Consider the following 15,374-nt stretch of genomic DNA (forward strand, 5'->3'; position numbering starts at 1 on the left):
ATCATGCTCTTGGCTTTTGGCAGACTGACGATCCTCGCGGTGTTCGTCAATGCGAGCAGCCGGCCCAAGCGACGTTGAGCCGGCTGAACTGCTTCAAGTCTTAGTTTCCGGCCATCGCCTTCAGATTGGCGGCGTAGGCGTCGACGTCATCCTTGCCGATGATCTTGGTCGGGATGATGATGAGGTTGCCTTCCGGGATGCCCGACTTGTCGCCCTTGAGATAGGCAGCCATCAGCTTCATGCCCTGATAGGCCCATTCGAAGGGCTGCTGCACGACGGTGGCGGCAATGGTGCCTTCCTTGACGCCGCCCAGCGTGATCGGATCGTCATCGAAGCCGACGACGGTGATCGAGCCGAGCTTGCCGGCATCGCGCAGCGCTTCATAGATGCGCGGCGTGTTGTAGGAGTAGAAGCCGACCATGCAGGTGACGTCGGGGCTGGCGACCAGCGCGTCCTCGACGTTCTTTTTGGCGCGCGCCTGGTCGATGTCGTCGCCGCGCACGTCGATCAGCTCGATCTTGGTGCCGGCCAGGCCGTCCTTCATGCCCTGGATGCGCTCCTTGGCATTGTCGGCGCCGAGCAGGCCGACGAAGCCGAGGCACTTGCCGCCATTGGGCATCGCCTTCTTGGCGATTTCGGCCGCCTGCTTGCCGGCATCGACGTTGGACGAGCCGATATAGGCGACGCGCTTGGTCTGCGGCGCGTCCGAGTCGGTGGTGAACAGCGCGGTTTCCGAGGCGATCTTATTCAACCCATCGGTCGAGGTCTTGGGATCGACGGCCGAGACCATGATGCCCTTGACGCCGGCCGTCACCAGATCGTCCATCAGCCGCTGCTGGATGGCGACCGAGGACTGTTCGGGATATTTGAGCTCGAGCGTATAGTCGGGCAGTTCGCCCTGCGCCTTCTTGACGCCGGCTTCGGCGGCCTTCCAGAAATCGGAAGCGCCGTTGACGACGAAGGCCAGCGTCGGCTTGTCGTCGGCGCGCGCGATTGCCGTGGCCGACAGGCCAAGCAGCAGCGCGGTCGCGGCTACGGATGCATTGCGTATCAAGGATTTCATGTTCAACCTCCCGTTTGGCTCAGTCGTTGGACCGGCCGATCTTGCACTGACCTGATTTGCCGTTTGCAGCGTGGACGCCCTCCTCCTCAAAGGGGTTCCCGGCACCGAAAGAATGGCGTCGTTCCAGCCACGACAGCGACCTTAGAGACTCATCCTTCATTCGTAAATAGTCCGATTTGTCTGACATATCACATATCCGAGACAAGGCTTGCGGAGATAGGATCCGCTCGCCACCGGGCCATTTTTCGTACTCTCCCGCCGCCCCGGACGTGACCGGCCGGATGCGACGATTGACGGTACAGCGCATTTTTGTATTAGTAAACAGTATTAGTTCGGAGCCAATGCCAGCGGTTTCGCGGTGTGCCCGCCGGCGTGCCGCCCTCACCGCTGGGCCGCCGCCCGGGCCTTTTGTTAATTGAGCTTTCGCTTGTATGGAGATGCGTGGCGGATGGACCTCCGGCATACTAATAGTTATAAACGAGCCTGACGTTATTCCGATAAATCGACGGCGTCACGCCACCTTGCCGGCCTGACCGGCCAGCCAGACTGGGATTTGCCATGAGCGAGACGACGGATCGGGCCAGCGACACGGCCAGGCGGCGCAAGGCGCCGGCCAAGGGCGCCAAGGGTCGCGTCACCATGATCGATATCGCCAGGGCCGCCGGCTGCTCGCAGGCGACCGTGTCCTTCGTGCTCAACAATTCGCCAGGGATCAAGCTGTCGCAGCAGACCCGCGACCGGGTGATCGAGGCCGCACGGACGCTTGGCTACACCGCGCCCGCTTTCGAGGCGCTTCACCCGGCATTGCCTGCCTTCGAGGGGCCCGCCTTCGAAGGGCTGGACGGGGTGATCGGCTTTGCCGTCGACCAGCTCGCCACCAGCCCCGAAGCCGTGGTCGCCATCGAGGGCGCGCGCCAGGCCTCGTGGAATGCCGGCAACGTGCTTCTGGTGGCGCAGACGCTGGGCGATTCCGTCATGGAGCCGCGCGCCATTTCAGCGCTGACCAAGCGGGGCATTTCGGCGCTGATCTACATGACCATCTTCACCCGCGAGATCACAGCGCCCGACTATCTCTACGGCCTCGACATCCCGGTGATCCTGCTCAACTGCTACACGGCGGACTACGCCTTCCCGGCCGTGGTGCCGAGCGAGATCGCCGGCGGCCAGAGCTCGACCCGCCATTTGATCAGCCACGGCCACCGCCGCATCGCCACCATCACCGGCGAGCCGTGGATGCAGGCGGCACAGGACCGGCTGAAGGGCTACCGCCGCGCGCTCGCCACGGCCGACATTCCGTTCGATCCCGAGCTGGTGGTCGAGGGCGACTGGTCGGCCAGCGCCGGCTATGCCGCCACCGTCAAGCTGCTGGCGCTCAGGGATAAGCCCACCGCCATCTTCTGCCAGAACGACCGCACCGCGATCGGCTGCTACGAAGCGCTGAAGGAAGCCGGCCTGCACATTCCGCAAGACATTTCCGTGGTCGGCTACGACGACGAGGAAATCGCCCGGCATCTGTTCCCGCCGCTGACGACCTCGATCCTGCCGCACATGGCGATGGGCCAATGGGCGATCGAACAGCTGGAAGCGCCGGCGGCGCCTGGACGGGGGCGGTATCCGATCACGAAGCTGGAGTGTCCGCTGGTGGAGCGGGAGAGTGTGAGGGGAGTGGTGGGGTAACGCGACTCGGCGGGCCCGCGCTGGCTTACCTTCGACCGTTAGGGAAACCTGACCAGTGGGACGAAGAGCTGATGGCGGCAATGCAGACGATTCTTGCGCGGAAGGGGGTCAACGTCGAAGCCCGAGACATTCATTCCATTGGTGCAACAGACCGGCACGGTTGCGAATTTGGGGTTGGACACGCCGTGCCGGCCAGTGCTGGACACCCCAGCCCGATTACGCTACCGGCACAACAGGAATCCAGCAATTAAGCCTGATGGTCTAGATCGCGAGTACAGAGCCTGTTCTCGCGCTTCAGGGGGCCTTTTTACCACGGGCATTACTTCTCCTCCGGGCAGTCCAGCAGCTTCGCATGGCGATGCATTTCTTCGCACCCGTCCGACAAGGCCGGGCTTGAACCATTCCGCCTTGTCTTTCTTCAGGCCTTCGGCACTGGTCCGCTAACCGTGCCCTGCACGCGGTCCCACAGGCAGTTGCGTCTGCCGAACTTGAAATTGACGTTGGCGGTGCCGACTTGCGGAATCGGCTGTCGTTTCCTGGAGAAAGCAAAAAGCCCGCCACCTTTCGGCAGCGGGCTTTCCAAAACTGTAACTCTCTTGGTTAATCGATAATCCCGGATGAGCTGGGCGAAGCCGTCACTGACGACAGTCGCTCACGCTTCGTGAAAACGGGCTTCTGATAGATTTTCTTCATCGACATTCCCCTTTGCCAATAATGTGTCACTCTTTGCCTTCCGCCGGGCAGCGTGTCAATCGCGCAACAAAATGCCGCCACCTTTCGGCAGCAGGCCGGTCACGGCGGTATGTCGATGGCCATCACCGCCTCCACGGAAGGAACGCTGATGGCATTCCAACTTGCCCATCGTTTTCGGATGATTAACAAAAAGGGCAATTATGTAACTGACAAACCCGGCTCTTATTGGCGCTGGCTGTCAGGAAAGATCTGCCTGCGCCTTGCCCTTGCCGATAACCTTTGCTTGCCTACTGTACCGACCATGAGAGGAGGCAAACATGGAACGGCTTTACCCGGTAGCTCTCGTGACGCTGTTTTGTAGCTTGATGATATTCGGAATGGCGGTGACGGTCGCGAGAACCCACAAGAAGACTGGCATACTGGCGCCCGCAATGACCGGTGACCCGCTCCTTGAACGAACCATCCGGGCACATGCCAACGCGGTGGAATGGTTTCCTATCTTTATGCCGTCGATGTGGCTGTTCGCGATCTACTGGAATGCCGCGTGGGCTTCCGGCCTTGGGCTGCTCTGGATGATAGGTCGGATTGCATATTTCGTAGGGTATCGCACCGCGCCCTTGAAGCGCTATCCCGGCTTCTTCGTCCAGTCGATTGCAGCCTTCGCGCTGCTTTTTGGCGCTCTGGGCCGGATCATCTATCTGATGCTCTAGGCGCTCCCCAGCCACGGGAGAATGGCACAGTACCTCATAAGTGGAGATAGGGCGCACCCACTCCGGTCGGTGTCGGGTCGGTAACATTGCTGGACGCGTTCGAGGGGCGCCAAATGCTCATCGCCTACTATTACATGTGGTTCGACGGCCGGCCGGCAGCCGAGCAATGAGGGGTGCACCTTCTTCACGACGCAGGTGGCCCATTCGCGGGCTCGCGACACCCTCGCCGCCGAACGCTGGCGGTTGCCCTGGCTGGCGGTTGAGAAGAATTATGCCTTTGAAGGGCTGAAGGGCCGCGTGAGCCTGCTCGACCGCAAAGCTGCCCACGACAAACGCAGTGCCCCGAAACGGTCCTACATGAACTGGCGCACCCGACAGGATTCGAACCTGTGACCTCTGCCTTCGGAGGGCAGCGCTCTATCCAGCTGAGCTACGGGTGCTTTCCGGAATCCGGAAAACGAACCAGCCGGTGAACCGGCAAGTCACGGCTTCTTAGCGGAAGCGGGCGCGGGCTTCAACGGGCAATTGGCGATTGGCGTAGCGACTTGGGCCGGGTGCGTCCAGGCTGCGGCCTATGAGGTTCCCGCCCCCGCCTTCACCGTCCGCCTTCCACGCACCGCCCGCTTCGGCTTCTTGGCGCCCGCCAGTTCGTGCATCGCGTCCAGCTGCATCTGCTGCATTTCGGCCAGGCGCGTCCATTGGCGCGAGATGAGGTAGTCGAGTTTTTCGTGCAGATGGCGCACTTCGAGCTCGGCCTTGAGGTTGACGCGGTAGTCGTTGAAGGAGCGCAGGCGGTCCTTGGACTCCTGCCGCCGCTGGCTCATCATGATGATCGGCGCCTGGATGGCGGCGATGCAGGAGAGCAGCAGGTTGAGCAGGATGAAGGGATAGGGATCGAAAGCGGCGCTCATGCCGGCGACCAGATTGATGCCGATCCACACCAGAAGCACGCTGCCGAACGAGATCAGGAACCACCAGCTGCCGCCGAAGGCCGCCATGTTGTCGGAGACGCGGTCGGCGAAGGTGCGGTGCTCCTCGAATTCTTCTTCCGAGTTTTCGGAAATCGTGTCCTGCCTGGCGATCGATTCGACCACCTGGCGGTCGAGCTCGGAGAATTCGCCGTGCTCCTGCTGCAGCAGCTCCTCCATATAGCGCATGCGGTAGCGGCCGAGCTCGGCGCGGCTGATGCGGGCGCCGGGCGGCAGGTCGGGATGGTCCGAGCGGATGCGGTCGGCGAGGCTCGGGCGCAGCGTGTCGATGCGCACCAGATCGCGCTTGCGGAATTTGCGGCCCGATATCGCCGACGGCTTTTTCTTCGGCTTGCCACGGTGGGCGCCGGGGCCTGCCGGTTCGGAGTCCGGCACTTCGGGCGTGTCGAAGTGTTCGTCCGATACCGGATCGGCCTCCAGCTCACCGACGATCGGCGCCTCGAAATACTCGCCGCCGTCATCGTTCTGATTGTCTGCCGCCTGTTCGGGCGTTTTGGGGACGGTGCTCATGGTGGGCTCCTGAGGGTGCTGGGCGACGATAGACAGAGGTGGCGGCGCATAGCCAGCGCCGGGCACGGATTTCGCAGGCCGGACAAGTGTTTTTGATCGGAGAGGCGATGTGGCTGACGGCGGCTCGCCCCTCAGGGAGGGTGGAGACGTTCGAAATTGGCCGGAGCGGGAAGAACTTGCCCGATGTTTGCGCCAATCACCCCCCTCTGTCCTGCCGGACATCTCCCCCTCAAGGGGGGAGATTGGCTGTTGTCCCGGCTTTCGCCAATTTCCACCGTCACAGGAGTGAGCGGAGCGCCGAAGCTGCCAATCTCCCCCCTTGCGGGGGTTGAGGAGCGGTCCGCGCAGCGGGCGGAAAGCCAATTGCTTGGCTTTCCGAGCGACGAACATCCGGCAGGACAGAGGAGGGCGCTGTCCCGCCAACGTGCACAAGGTTCTGCAGGGCGGCGGGCAACAAAAAACCCGCCTTGCGGGCGGGTCACGTTTCCAGTCGATCAATTGGCGCGACTCAGCACCATACCGAAAATAGTAGCATAGCTGCCCTCAGGGTCAAGAAAAAATTCCTATCGATATCCATCCCCGCGCAGCCAAGCGCGATGCTTGCTACCGGCAGCTCGCCCTTCGCAGGCTCAGGGCGTTCGTCGTTCAAAAAGCCAAGCAATTGGCTTTTTGTCCGCTACGCGGACCACTCCTCACTGTTCCGCGAACATCAGCCTGGTCTTGGCGCCGTCCGTGGTCGGCGACAGGCTGCGCTGGATAAGCGCTTCGACATGGTCGTTGCGCTGGCGGGCTGAGTCGGCGCCCATCACCACGACGATCAAATTGCGGCCGTCGGCATTGTAGGAGGTGACGATGTTGAAGCCCGACGCCCTGATGTAGCCGGTCTTGATGCCGTCGACGCCGCGCACGCGGCCGAGCATGTCGTTGTGGCCGCGCACCAGCCGGCCGCGGAACATGAAGTCGCTTTCGGAGAAATAGTGGAACTGCTGGGGAAAGCGCTGATGCAGCGCCATGCCGAGCACCGCCATGTCGCGCGCCGTCGTCATCTGGCCATCGTCGGGCAGGCCCGACGCGTTGCGGAAGGTGGTGCTGGTCATGCCGAGCTGGCGCGCCTTGGATGTCATCATGGCGGCGAACTGATCCTCCGAGCCGCCGAGATATTCGCCGACCGCCACCGCCACGTCGTTGGCCGATTTGACGACGATGGCGCGGATCGCGGAATCGACGTCGATGCTTTCGCCGCGGCGGAAGCGCATCTTGGTCGGCGGCTGCGAGGCGGCATGGTCCGAAACCGGGATCTGCGTTTGCTTGCTGACGCGGCCGGACTCCAGTGCCTCGAACAAAAGATACAGCGTCATCATCTTGGTCAGCGAGGCGGGATAGCGCTGCGCCGTCGAGTTGACCTCGAACAGCTGCTTGCCGGTCCTGGCGTCGACCACGATGGCCGCATATTTCTGCGCCGGCGCGGGCACGGCCAGCACGCTGTCGGGCGGCGTCGTGGCGCAGCCGGCCAGCAGCACCAGCAGGGCTAGTGCCGCAAAAACTCTCTGGATGAGCGGAAGGGGACGCAGGTAGGACAAGGGCTGGACTGTTCTGGGTCGGCTGTTGCTGAGATGAGACGACGCTAACGTAACGCAGCTGTTGCGTCCATTTGGTTAATGCCGGTTAGCCCCAGGATTGTCGAGCCGCGCAAGCTTGGCATCCGCCGCGAAAACGCCGGTTTTCCCGTGTCTTTGCTTGCCAAGGCCGCGTTTCCCGTGGGAAGGGGCGTGGTATCGAGGGCTTGGGGGCTTGGCATGACGAACATCGGGGCCGGGGGCGCTGCGCCCTCGCTTATCAGGGCATCACTCAGCCGCACCGGCAAATGGGCCGGCAGCGTCGCCTTTGTCGGGGGTGCCGTATCCGACATCCTCAATCCGCTGGCGCCGTTCGCCGCCTATGTCGCGCTGGTCGCCGCGGTCGCCGCAATCATCATCGCCATTGCCATCGTGCTCCGGCTGGTGCTGGCGGCCAAGGCGCTGCCGGCCTTGATCTTCGCCACCAGTGCGGCGGCCGTCGCCGGCGGCGTCTACGGCCTGCAGCAGCAGACCAACGCCCAGCATGGGGTGATCGCCAGCCTGGTGCCGGCCATTGCCGGGCTGCAGCAGTCGATGGGCATCGTTACCGAGAAAGTTGCGAAGATCGAGCAGACCGTCACGCAGACGCAAAAGACGGTCGACGCGGTCAAGCAGTCGACCGACACGGCGGCGAAAAAGACCGACGAGATCGCGTCCGTCCAGCAGCAGCAGACTGAGCAGACGGCGGAAGTGCAGAAGACCACCGACGAGGTGAAGAAGGAGACCGAGACGCTGGTCGCCGGCCAGGCGCAGCAGCAGGCCCAGACCGAGAAGCTGCAGGCGACGACGCAGCAGATCGCCGCCTCGATCGACATCATCGCCAAGGGCTTTGCCGCCCTTGCCGCGCAGGGCGGGGCGATCGCCGAGCCGAAGCGGCCGGACGAGTTCTACCACAATGCCCGCGTCTACGAGTTGTCCGGCGACATGCTGAATGCGCGGCGCTCCTACCTCGCCTTTGCCGGCTTCGACGTCGACGCCATCGATCCCTACACGCGCTTTGCCGCGCTGCTTCGGGTGCAGGACGGCAAGGCCGGCGCGCGCGAGGTGTTCGGCGCGCTTGCCGACAAGGGCAAGGCGCTGTCGATCAAGCTGGTGCATATCCAGCAGTTCGACGACGCCCAGCGCCTCGACAAGCTCAACGTCTTCATATCAGCCAATCCAGATTTCGCGCCGGCCTATTTCCTGTTGGCGCAGGAGTTTTCCGAAGACCGCCTCGGCGCCCAGACGCTGGCCGACAAGCGCAACGAGGCCAAGGCGCTGACCAAGTTCACGTCCTACGAAAAGGATGGCGGGTTGCTCAAATATTTCGTCGACCAGACGCAGTTGGCCGACTGGCTGGACCGCAGCCGCAGCCGGCTGGCGGCGCTTGGCGACGTGCTCGACCCCGCCCGCTTCGTGCCTTCGCTGACGCCGATGCGCTCCAACCAGGGCTGGTCGATGACCATCTCGCTGCCCGAGCCGGCGACCGCCATCTCCTGGCGCATGGGCGACAGCGGTCCTTTCACCGACACCGGTTTCCTGGCCATGAACGACCAGACCACCGGCAAGCCGATGGCCAATCCGAGCTTCGAGATACCCGACAGCACCGTGGCGGGGATCATTGCGATCAAATATCTCGACATCAGGGGCCGCGAGACCGGCCCGTTCGACATCCGCTTCGACCCCGAGACAGCGCTTCAGCAAGGCAACAAGCAGATCCTCGACCAGTTCTGGACCTCGTGGATCGCCTTCGATGCCAGCGGCAACCACGGCCTGGTCTATTTCACCCAGATGCTGTCCTACCGCTGCGCCATCAAACAGGTGCATTACAGCCTGAACGGCGCGGCACTCGACAAGGAGATCAAGATGCCGCCTTGCGACAAGAAGGACCCCTACGCCATCCCCTACGATTACCAACCCTATTTCAAGGTCGCCGACAGCGTGAAATTGATGTCGGTGCAGGTTACCTACACCGACGACACCAAGTCGCCGGTGCGGGAATACAAGCGACAGTAGCTCACCCTCCCCTTTGTGGGGAAGGTGAAAGGGCGCTGATGCAAAATGCCTGTCGCGGCGCTTGCGCAACCGCCGCCGAACGGTTCAGTTTGCGCCTTCAGAATCGGTGACAGCGCAAATGACCATCCACACCATCAAGGCCAGAGGCATTTCGGTTTCGCTCGACCTCACGGTCGGCCACATCGCCGAGATGGTCGTCGAGGGCGGCGGGCGGCAGCTGAAGCCGCTGCATCGCGCGCCCTGGGTCGATGCGAACGAGACGCTGCCGATAGACCTGCCGGAAGGCACGGTTCGGCTGTCCGGCGATTTCCTCTGCGCGCCGTTTTCGCGCAGCGATGTCGAGGAAGCGCCGCTGCATGGCTGGACGGCCAACAGTGCCTGGGATGTCGTCGAAAGTGTCGCGACCGACGATGGCTGGCGCGCCGTCTATCGCCTGCGGCACGAGGTGATGGGCGCTTCGGTCGACAAGATCCTGACGCTGCGCGACGGCCATCCCTTCCTCTACCAGGAGCATGTATTTTCCGGCGGTCATGGTGCGATCTCGGTCGCCCATCACCCGATGACGGCCATGACCGGCGGCGGCAGGCTGGCCTTTTCGCCCAAGCGTTTTGCCGCGACGCTGGACGATCCGCTGGAGCCCGATCCCGCACGCGGCCGCTTCATGCTCGCCTATCCGGCTCGCTCCACCGATCTCGGCCATTTTCCCGCCGCCGGCGGCGGCACGCTCGACCTGACGGAATACCGCATGGATGACCGTCGCGAGGATTTCATCACGCTGGTCGAAGCCGACCATGGCGGGCCGGGATGGACCGCGCTTGCACGACAGGCCGAGGACGATCTGGTGCTGGTGCTGAAGAACCCGGCCGAACTGCCAATCACCATGCTGTGGTTCAGCAATGGCGGGCGCGACTACGCCCCATGGAGCGGCCGCCACCTTGGCGTGCTCGGCATCGAGGATGGCCGCGCTGCCGTCGGCCATGCCGCCTCGATCGGCGACAACTGGCTGAAGCGCGAAGGGGTGGCGACCGCTTTTGCGCTGGGCGAAGGTCAAAGCGTGTCCTTTCGCCACGTCATCGGCGTCCTGCCGCTGTCGGGAGGCGAGCCGCCGCGGGACGTCACGACGGCGGATGGCCGCATGCGGCTGCAAGCCGGTGGTTCGACGCCGGAGGTTCCCTTCGACAGCGATTTCCTGCGCATTGGCCAGCCGCTGGCCTCGTAGGTGTGATTGCGCGGCCGCAAGGTTTGAAATTTCCGTGAACTGTCGCCAAGATGTGGCCGAAATCATCATGCGGAACATGGTGGATCTGAAGCTCTGCCAGAGAGGCTCTCATGTCCGAAATCGCCCATCTCGCCGCCACCATCTTCAAACGCGCCGGCAAGGCAAACCGCTTCATCGTCGCCATTGCCGGTCCACCGGGCGCCGGCAAGTCGACGCTGTCGGCAAGGCTGCATGAACTGCTGCCCGAAGGGGCAGCGGAGGTCGTACCGATGGACGGCTTCCACTATGACGACGCCGTGCTCGAGCGGCGCGGTCTGCGCGCACGCAAGGGCGCGCCGGAAACCTTCGACTTTGCCGGTTTTGAGGCCTTGCTGAAGCGTATCCGTGCCGGTGAACCCGACATCGCCATTCCGGTCTTCGACCGCAGCATGGAATTGTCGCGCGCCGCAGCCTCGATCGTCGCCACAGAAACCAAGTTCATCCTGGTCGAAGGCAATTACCTGCTGCTCGACGAAGAGCCGTGGTCGCGGCTGGCGCCGCTGTTCGATTTCTCGATCTTCGTCGACGTGCCGCGCAACGAGCTCGAGCGCCGCCTGATGGAGCGCTGGCACGAGCATGGCCGCTCCGATGAAGATGCGCGCGCCTGGATCGCTTCCAACGACCTGCCCAACATCGAGCGCGTGCTCGCGCGGCGCAGTGCCGCCGATCTGGTGATCGGCCTTTCCGCTTGATTCGACGGATTGTGCAAGGGGAACCTTAAGACTTTCAGGCCGTTATCCCGACACGACAATTGTGCCAAAAGAGGGATTCGGTCCAATGGCAACCAAGGCAAAAAAGCCTGCGCCCGCCAAGGGCAAGGCGACCCAATCCAAAACCGGCGCCGGCCCGGCGATGACAGGCCGTTCAAAGGACGCCAAGCCGGCTTTCGGCAAGGCAGCGCCGAAGAAAGTGGTGCCGGCCGCAGCGAAAGCCGCGCCAAAAGCCGCAAAGCCGAAGAAGCCCGCGAGTTCCAGCGACTCCTTGGGCGGCAGTGCGATGCGCACGGCCAAGGCCACGGCCAACGTCGCTGCCGGCGCGGTCATGGTCGCCGCCCGAGGTGCCGCGTCGCTCGCTGCTTCCGTCATTGGCAAAGGCGGTTCGAAAGCCAAAGCGAAGGCGAAATAGCCGCGCTTCGGAGGCTGGTTTTTCTATCCCTTGGCCGGGATGGTCAGGCCTTTTTGCACCGCCGGCCGCGCCAGGCCGCGCTCCAGCCATGTTCCCAGATGGGCGAAATCGTCAAAGCCGACGAGTTCGCGCGCTTCGTAGAATCCGATCAGGTTGCGCACCCAACCGAGCAGCGAGATGTCGGCGATGGTGTAGTCATTGCCCATGATCCACTTGCGCCCTTTCAGCCGGCCGTCGAGCACGCCGAGCAGTCGCTTTGACTCGTCGCGATAGCGCTCCAGAGGGCGTTTGTCGGCGATCTCGCGGCCGGCGAATTTGTGGAAGAAGCCGACCTGGCCGAACATCGGCCCGACCGAGGCCATCTGGAAGAACACCCACTGGATGGTCTCGTAGCGGCGCGCGCCATCAATGGGCATGAGCAGGCCGGTCTTTTCAGCAAGGTAGAGCAGGATGGCGCCGGATTCGAACAGGCCGATCGGCTTGCCGTCCGGGCCGTTGGGATCGATGATCGCCGGTATCTTGCCGTTGGGATTGAGCGACAGGAATTCCGGTGTCCAGCTTTCGTTCTGGCCGATGTTGACCCAATGCGGCTCGTAAGGAAGGCCGAGTTCCTCCAAGGCGATCGATATCTTCACCCCGTTCGGCGTTGTCGCCGAATAGAGCTGGAGCTGGTCCGGATGCTTGGCCGGCCAACGCGTTGCGATCGGAAAGGCGGACAGGTCTGCCATGGAAACTCCTGGATGAGGATTCGCGCCGAGCGGCGCGGTTTTGGCGGGTCGGCCAAGGATTAGACGCGGCGCACGGCACGATCAATATGGCGGCGAAGGGTTTCATCGAGCACGGACAGTCAACGGAATGGCCGGCCTGGGGCAGATCCGCCCGCCCGTTAGACAGCCTTGAAGGCCAGCACGGCATTGGTGCCGCCGAACGCGAAGCCGTTGCTGATCGCGGCGCGCACCTTGCGCTCGCGCGGCACATTCGGCGTGACGTCGAGGTCGCAATCGGGATCGGCCTCACGAAAATTGGCCGTCGGCGGCACGATGCCTTCGCGGATCGCCATCACGCAGGCGATCATCTCCAGCGCACCCGATGCGCCGAGGCAATGGGCATGCATCGACTTGGTCGACGACACCGAAAGCTTGTAGGCATGGTCGCCGAAGACGCGCTTGATCGCTGCCGTCTCGATCTGGTCGTTGGCCTTGGTGCCGGTGCCATGGGCATTGAGGTAGTCGACATCCTCGGGATTGAAGCCGGCATCGGCGAGGCAGGCGCGCATGGCCGCCGTCGGCCCTTCGACGGTCGGCGCGACAATGTCGGAGGCGTCGGCGGAGAGGCCGGCGCCGGCGACCTCGGCAAGGATGGTGGCGCCGCGCGCCATGGCGTGCTCGTACGTCTCCAGGACCGCCATGCCGGCGCCCTCGCCGAGCGACAGTCCCTGGCGGTCGGCCGAGAATGGCCGGCAGGTGTCGGGCGCCAGCACGCGCAGTGCTTCCCAGCCCTTCAGGATGCCCCAGACCAGCGGCGCATCGGTGCCGCCGGCGACCATCACGTCGGCGCGGCCAAGTCTGATCTGGTCGACGGCCGAGGCGATGGCGTGGTTGGACGATGAGCAGGCCGAGGTGACGCCGAAGACCGGGCCGCGCAGGTCCAGATTCATGCTGACATGGCCGGAGGCCGCGCTTGGCATGACCTTTGGCACGGTGAAGATGCCGGCGCGGTTCTTGCCCTCGACCAGGATGGCGCGATAGCTCTCTTCGATCGCCTCCCAGCCGCAGACGCCGACACCGACGACGGTGCCCATCCGATAAGTGGTGGCTTCATTCGAAACCAAGCCGGCGTGCTGCATGGCTTCCCTGGCTGCGATCGTCGCCAGCAGGCTGAAGCGGTCCATCGACACGGTCTGCTTGCGGTCGATGCCGTGATCGGGAAGCGTCTTGATTTCGCAGCCGACCTTGACCTTCAAATCATGCAGTTGGGGACTTGTGATCTGGCCGATGGCCGAGCGGCCGGCGCGCATCTCATTCCAGATCGCGGGCGCGCTGGTGCCGAGCCCGCAAATGCCGCCCATGCCGGTGATGACAACGCGCTGCCGCATTCAGTTCAGGCTTTTTTCGCGATCAGCGCGCGCACAGCTTCGACCATGTCGCCGACGTTCTTCAGATTGCTCCAGGCGTCGACCGTGTTCATCTCGATCTCGATGCCATACTCTTCCTCAAGATCGAAGATAATCTCCGTCAGCTCGAGCGAATGGATGCCAAGCGAGGTCAATTCGGTGGTGGTGGTGATTTCTTCGCCGCCCGGCTCGGCATGAGCCTTGATCTTCGCGATGATATCCGTTGCCAGCTGGTCGGCCATTCGGTTCCTTCCCCACTATCTCGCGTTTCCCGACGCCGACTGAGCAGCGCCCCTTTTTCTCCTGGTATCAAGCCGCCGTCGTCGTTTAATACCCCCGCCAAGCGCAGCATGACCGTACCAAGGTGGTTCCCTCTATAGAAACCGAAACGTTGTCAAGCAACAAGCTATATCGAACTCCATATCGACAAAGCCGCCGGAGTGCTTAACGTGCAGGCATGGATATGGGCGAACATGGCGGGATTTCGACGCAGCGCGTTGCGGGCGTGGCGCGGCTTTCCTGCGCGCTTGGCGAGGGCCGCACGCGCCTGCGGCGCCTCTATCAGGACGGCGCCGCCAAGATAAGAATGCCGGCCGTCTCGGCCGATCCGCTCGAAGCGGTGCTGATCAACACCGCCGGCGGAATGACGGGCGGCGACCGTATCGCCTGGGACGTGGATGTCGGCGCGGCCGCTTCGGCATCGATCACCACGCAGGCCTGCGAGAAGATCTACCGGGCGGCATCCGACCATGCCGAAGTGCGGGTCAATTTGTCGGTAGGCGAAAACGGCCGCATCGCCTGGCTGCCGCAGGAAACCATCGTCTTCGACAGGGCGGCCTTTGCCCGTACGCTCAACGTCGAGCTTGCCGTCGGCGCCGAGGCGCTGGTGCTGGAAGCCACCGTCTTCGGCCGCCTGGCGATGGGCGAACGCGCCACGCAGGGCAACTTCCATGACCGCTGGCGTGTGCGTCAGGATGGCGCCCTCGTTCATGCCGAGGATTTCCGCATCGGACCCGATATCGCCGCAACGCTCGATCGCCCGGCGGTTGCCGGCGGCGCGATCGCGGTGGCGACATTGCTTCTGGTATCGCCACGCGCCGAAGCCCTGCTCGATCCGGTTCTGGAGATCGTCGGCGACCAGGGCAGCGCCAGCGCCTGGCGCGTGAAGAAATCTGGCAAGCTTCTTGCGAGGCTCTACGCCGGGGATGGCTACCGACTGCGCCAGCGGCTGGTTCCACTCGTCGAATTGCTCAACGGAAGGGCGGGGTTGCCCAAATTATGGTCACTATAGGCCTGCCTCTACCAATCCAGGGAAACGCATGAACCTGACGCCGAGGGAAAAGGACAAGCTGCTGATCGCCATGGCGGCGATGGTGGCGCGCAAGCGGCTCGAACGCGGCGTCAAGCTCAACCATCCGGAAGCGATTGCGCTGATCACCGATTTCGTCGTCGAAGGCGCCCGCGACGGCCGTCCGGTTGCCGAACTGATGGAAGCCGGCGCTCATGTCGTCAGCCGCGCGCAAGTCATGGAAGGCATCGCCGAGATGATCCATGACGTGCAGGTCGAGGCGACGTTTCCCGACGGCACCAAGCTGGTGACCGTGCACGAACCGATCCGTTGAGGA

At 63.4% G+C, this 15,374-nt stretch carries 15 protein-coding genes, 1 tRNA gene and 1 pseudogene; 10 read left to right on the top strand and 7 right to left on the bottom strand.

Features of this window, described 5'->3' with window-relative positions; genetic code table 11:
• Nucleotides 1-100: 100 nt before the first annotated feature.
• Nucleotides 101-1,063, bottom strand: coding sequence for a sugar-binding protein (locus LB559_RS23685; RefSeq protein WP_013528381.1), 963 nt, complete (start codon nucleotides 1,061-1,063; stop codon nucleotides 101-103).
• A gap of 558 nt (nucleotides 1,064-1,621) precedes the next feature.
• On the opposite strand from LB559_RS23685, the gene LB559_RS23690 reads away from it, so the two are divergent.
• The 4 genes and pseudogenes from LB559_RS23690 to LB559_RS23710 form a co-directional block, all read left to right on the top strand.
• On the top strand, nucleotides 1,622-2,740 hold the full coding sequence (locus tag LB559_RS23690) for a LacI family DNA-binding transcriptional regulator (RefSeq protein WP_224675106.1): 1,119 nt from the start codon (nucleotides 1,622-1,624) through the stop codon (nucleotides 2,738-2,740).
• 808 nt (nucleotides 2,741-3,548) lie between these two features.
• A complete protein-coding gene (locus LB559_RS23695) occupies nucleotides 3,549-3,794 on the top strand; it encodes a hypothetical protein (protein WP_127223424.1) in 246 nt (81 codons plus the stop codon).
• Nucleotides 3,751-4,143 (top strand): MAPEG family protein, encoded by a 393-nt coding sequence (locus tag LB559_RS23700; RefSeq protein WP_013528384.1) that lies wholly within the window; start codon nucleotides 3,751-3,753, stop codon nucleotides 4,141-4,143. Before LB559_RS23695 ends, LB559_RS23700 begins: the two co-directional genes overlap by 44 nt.
• A 198-nt stretch (nucleotides 4,144-4,341) precedes the next feature.
• Nucleotides 4,342-4,455, top strand: a pseudogene (locus LB559_RS23710) (DUF899 family protein); the annotation flags it as partial.
• A 51-nt stretch (nucleotides 4,456-4,506) separates the two neighbouring features.
• Here LB559_RS23710 and LB559_RS23715 read toward each other — a convergent pair.
• The 3 genes from LB559_RS23715 to LB559_RS23725 all read right to left on the bottom strand — a co-directional run bounded on the left by LB559_RS23715 (nucleotide 4,507) and on the right by LB559_RS23725 (nucleotide 7,222).
• Nucleotides 4,507-4,583 (bottom strand) — tRNA-Arg (locus tag LB559_RS23715).
• Nucleotides 4,584-4,715: 132 nt separating this feature from the next.
• Nucleotides 4,716-5,642 carry a DUF1003 domain-containing protein gene (locus LB559_RS23720; RefSeq protein ID WP_224675107.1) on the bottom strand — a complete coding sequence of 309 codons (927 nt, stop codon included), beginning with the start codon at nucleotides 5,640-5,642 and terminating at the stop codon, nucleotides 4,716-4,718.
• 692 nt (nucleotides 5,643-6,334) lie between these two features.
• Nucleotides 6,335-7,222 carry a D-alanyl-D-alanine carboxypeptidase family protein gene (locus LB559_RS23725; protein ID WP_224675108.1) on the bottom strand — a complete coding sequence of 296 codons (888 nt, stop codon included), beginning with the start codon at nucleotides 7,220-7,222 and terminating at the stop codon, nucleotides 6,335-6,337.
• A gap of 216 nt (nucleotides 7,223-7,438) precedes the next feature.
• Between LB559_RS23725 and LB559_RS23730 the strand changes: the two genes are divergently transcribed.
• The 4 genes from LB559_RS23730 to LB559_RS23745 all read left to right on the top strand — a co-directional run bounded on the left by LB559_RS23730 (nucleotide 7,439) and on the right by LB559_RS23745 (nucleotide 11,636).
• Nucleotides 7,439-9,253 (top strand): methyl-accepting chemotaxis protein, encoded by a 1,815-nt coding sequence (locus LB559_RS23730; protein WP_224675109.1) that lies wholly within the window; start codon nucleotides 7,439-7,441, stop codon nucleotides 9,251-9,253.
• 118 nt (nucleotides 9,254-9,371) lie between these two features.
• Nucleotides 9,372-10,472, top strand: a complete 1,101-nt coding sequence (locus tag LB559_RS23735) for a hypothetical protein (RefSeq protein WP_224675110.1) — start codon at nucleotides 9,372-9,374, stop codon at nucleotides 10,470-10,472.
• Between the two features lie 110 nt (nucleotides 10,473-10,582).
• Nucleotides 10,583-11,203, top strand: coding sequence for a nucleoside triphosphate hydrolase (locus tag LB559_RS23740; RefSeq protein WP_013528389.1), 621 nt, complete (start codon nucleotides 10,583-10,585; stop codon nucleotides 11,201-11,203).
• Between the two features lie 85 nt (nucleotides 11,204-11,288).
• Entirely contained in the window at nucleotides 11,289-11,636 is a 348-nt protein-coding gene (locus tag LB559_RS23745; protein ID WP_027161062.1) for a hypothetical protein, read from the top strand.
• A 23-nt stretch (nucleotides 11,637-11,659) separates the two neighbouring features.
• Here LB559_RS23745 and LB559_RS23750 read toward each other — a convergent pair whose 3' ends face one another.
• The 3 genes from LB559_RS23750 to LB559_RS23760 all read right to left on the bottom strand — a co-directional run bounded on the left by LB559_RS23750 (nucleotide 11,660) and on the right by LB559_RS23760 (nucleotide 13,991).
• Nucleotides 11,660-12,364 carry a glutathione S-transferase N-terminal domain-containing protein gene (locus tag LB559_RS23750; RefSeq protein ID WP_027161063.1) on the bottom strand — a complete coding sequence of 235 codons (705 nt, stop codon included), beginning with the start codon at nucleotides 12,362-12,364 and terminating at the stop codon, nucleotides 11,660-11,662.
• A 158-nt stretch (nucleotides 12,365-12,522) separates the two neighbouring features.
• Nucleotides 12,523-13,731 (bottom strand): beta-ketoacyl-[acyl-carrier-protein] synthase family protein, encoded by a 1,209-nt coding sequence (locus LB559_RS23755; RefSeq protein ID WP_224675111.1) that lies wholly within the window; start codon nucleotides 13,729-13,731, stop codon nucleotides 12,523-12,525.
• Nucleotides 13,732-13,736: 5 nt separating this feature from the next.
• Nucleotides 13,737-13,991 carry an acyl carrier protein gene (locus LB559_RS23760; RefSeq protein WP_013528393.1) on the bottom strand — a complete coding sequence of 85 codons (255 nt, stop codon included), beginning with the start codon at nucleotides 13,989-13,991 and terminating at the stop codon, nucleotides 13,737-13,739.
• Nucleotides 13,992-14,206: 215 nt separating this feature from the next.
• On the opposite strand from LB559_RS23760, the gene LB559_RS23765 reads away from it, so the two are divergent.
• Nucleotides 14,207-15,040: an urease accessory protein UreD gene (locus tag LB559_RS23765; RefSeq protein ID WP_411970111.1), complete on the top strand. Its 834-nt coding sequence runs from the start codon at nucleotides 14,207-14,209 to the stop codon at nucleotides 15,038-15,040.
• A gap of 28 nt (nucleotides 15,041-15,068) precedes the next feature.
• A complete protein-coding gene (locus LB559_RS23770) occupies nucleotides 15,069-15,371 on the top strand; it encodes an urease subunit gamma (protein ID WP_013528395.1) in 303 nt (100 codons plus the stop codon).
• Nucleotides 15,372-15,374: the final 3 nt, after the last annotated feature.

The sequence above is a fragment of the Mesorhizobium sp. BR1-1-3 genome, from assembly GCF_020165455.1.
GTDB classification, from domain to species: domain Bacteria; phylum Pseudomonadota; class Alphaproteobacteria; order Rhizobiales; family Rhizobiaceae; genus Mesorhizobium; species Mesorhizobium ciceri.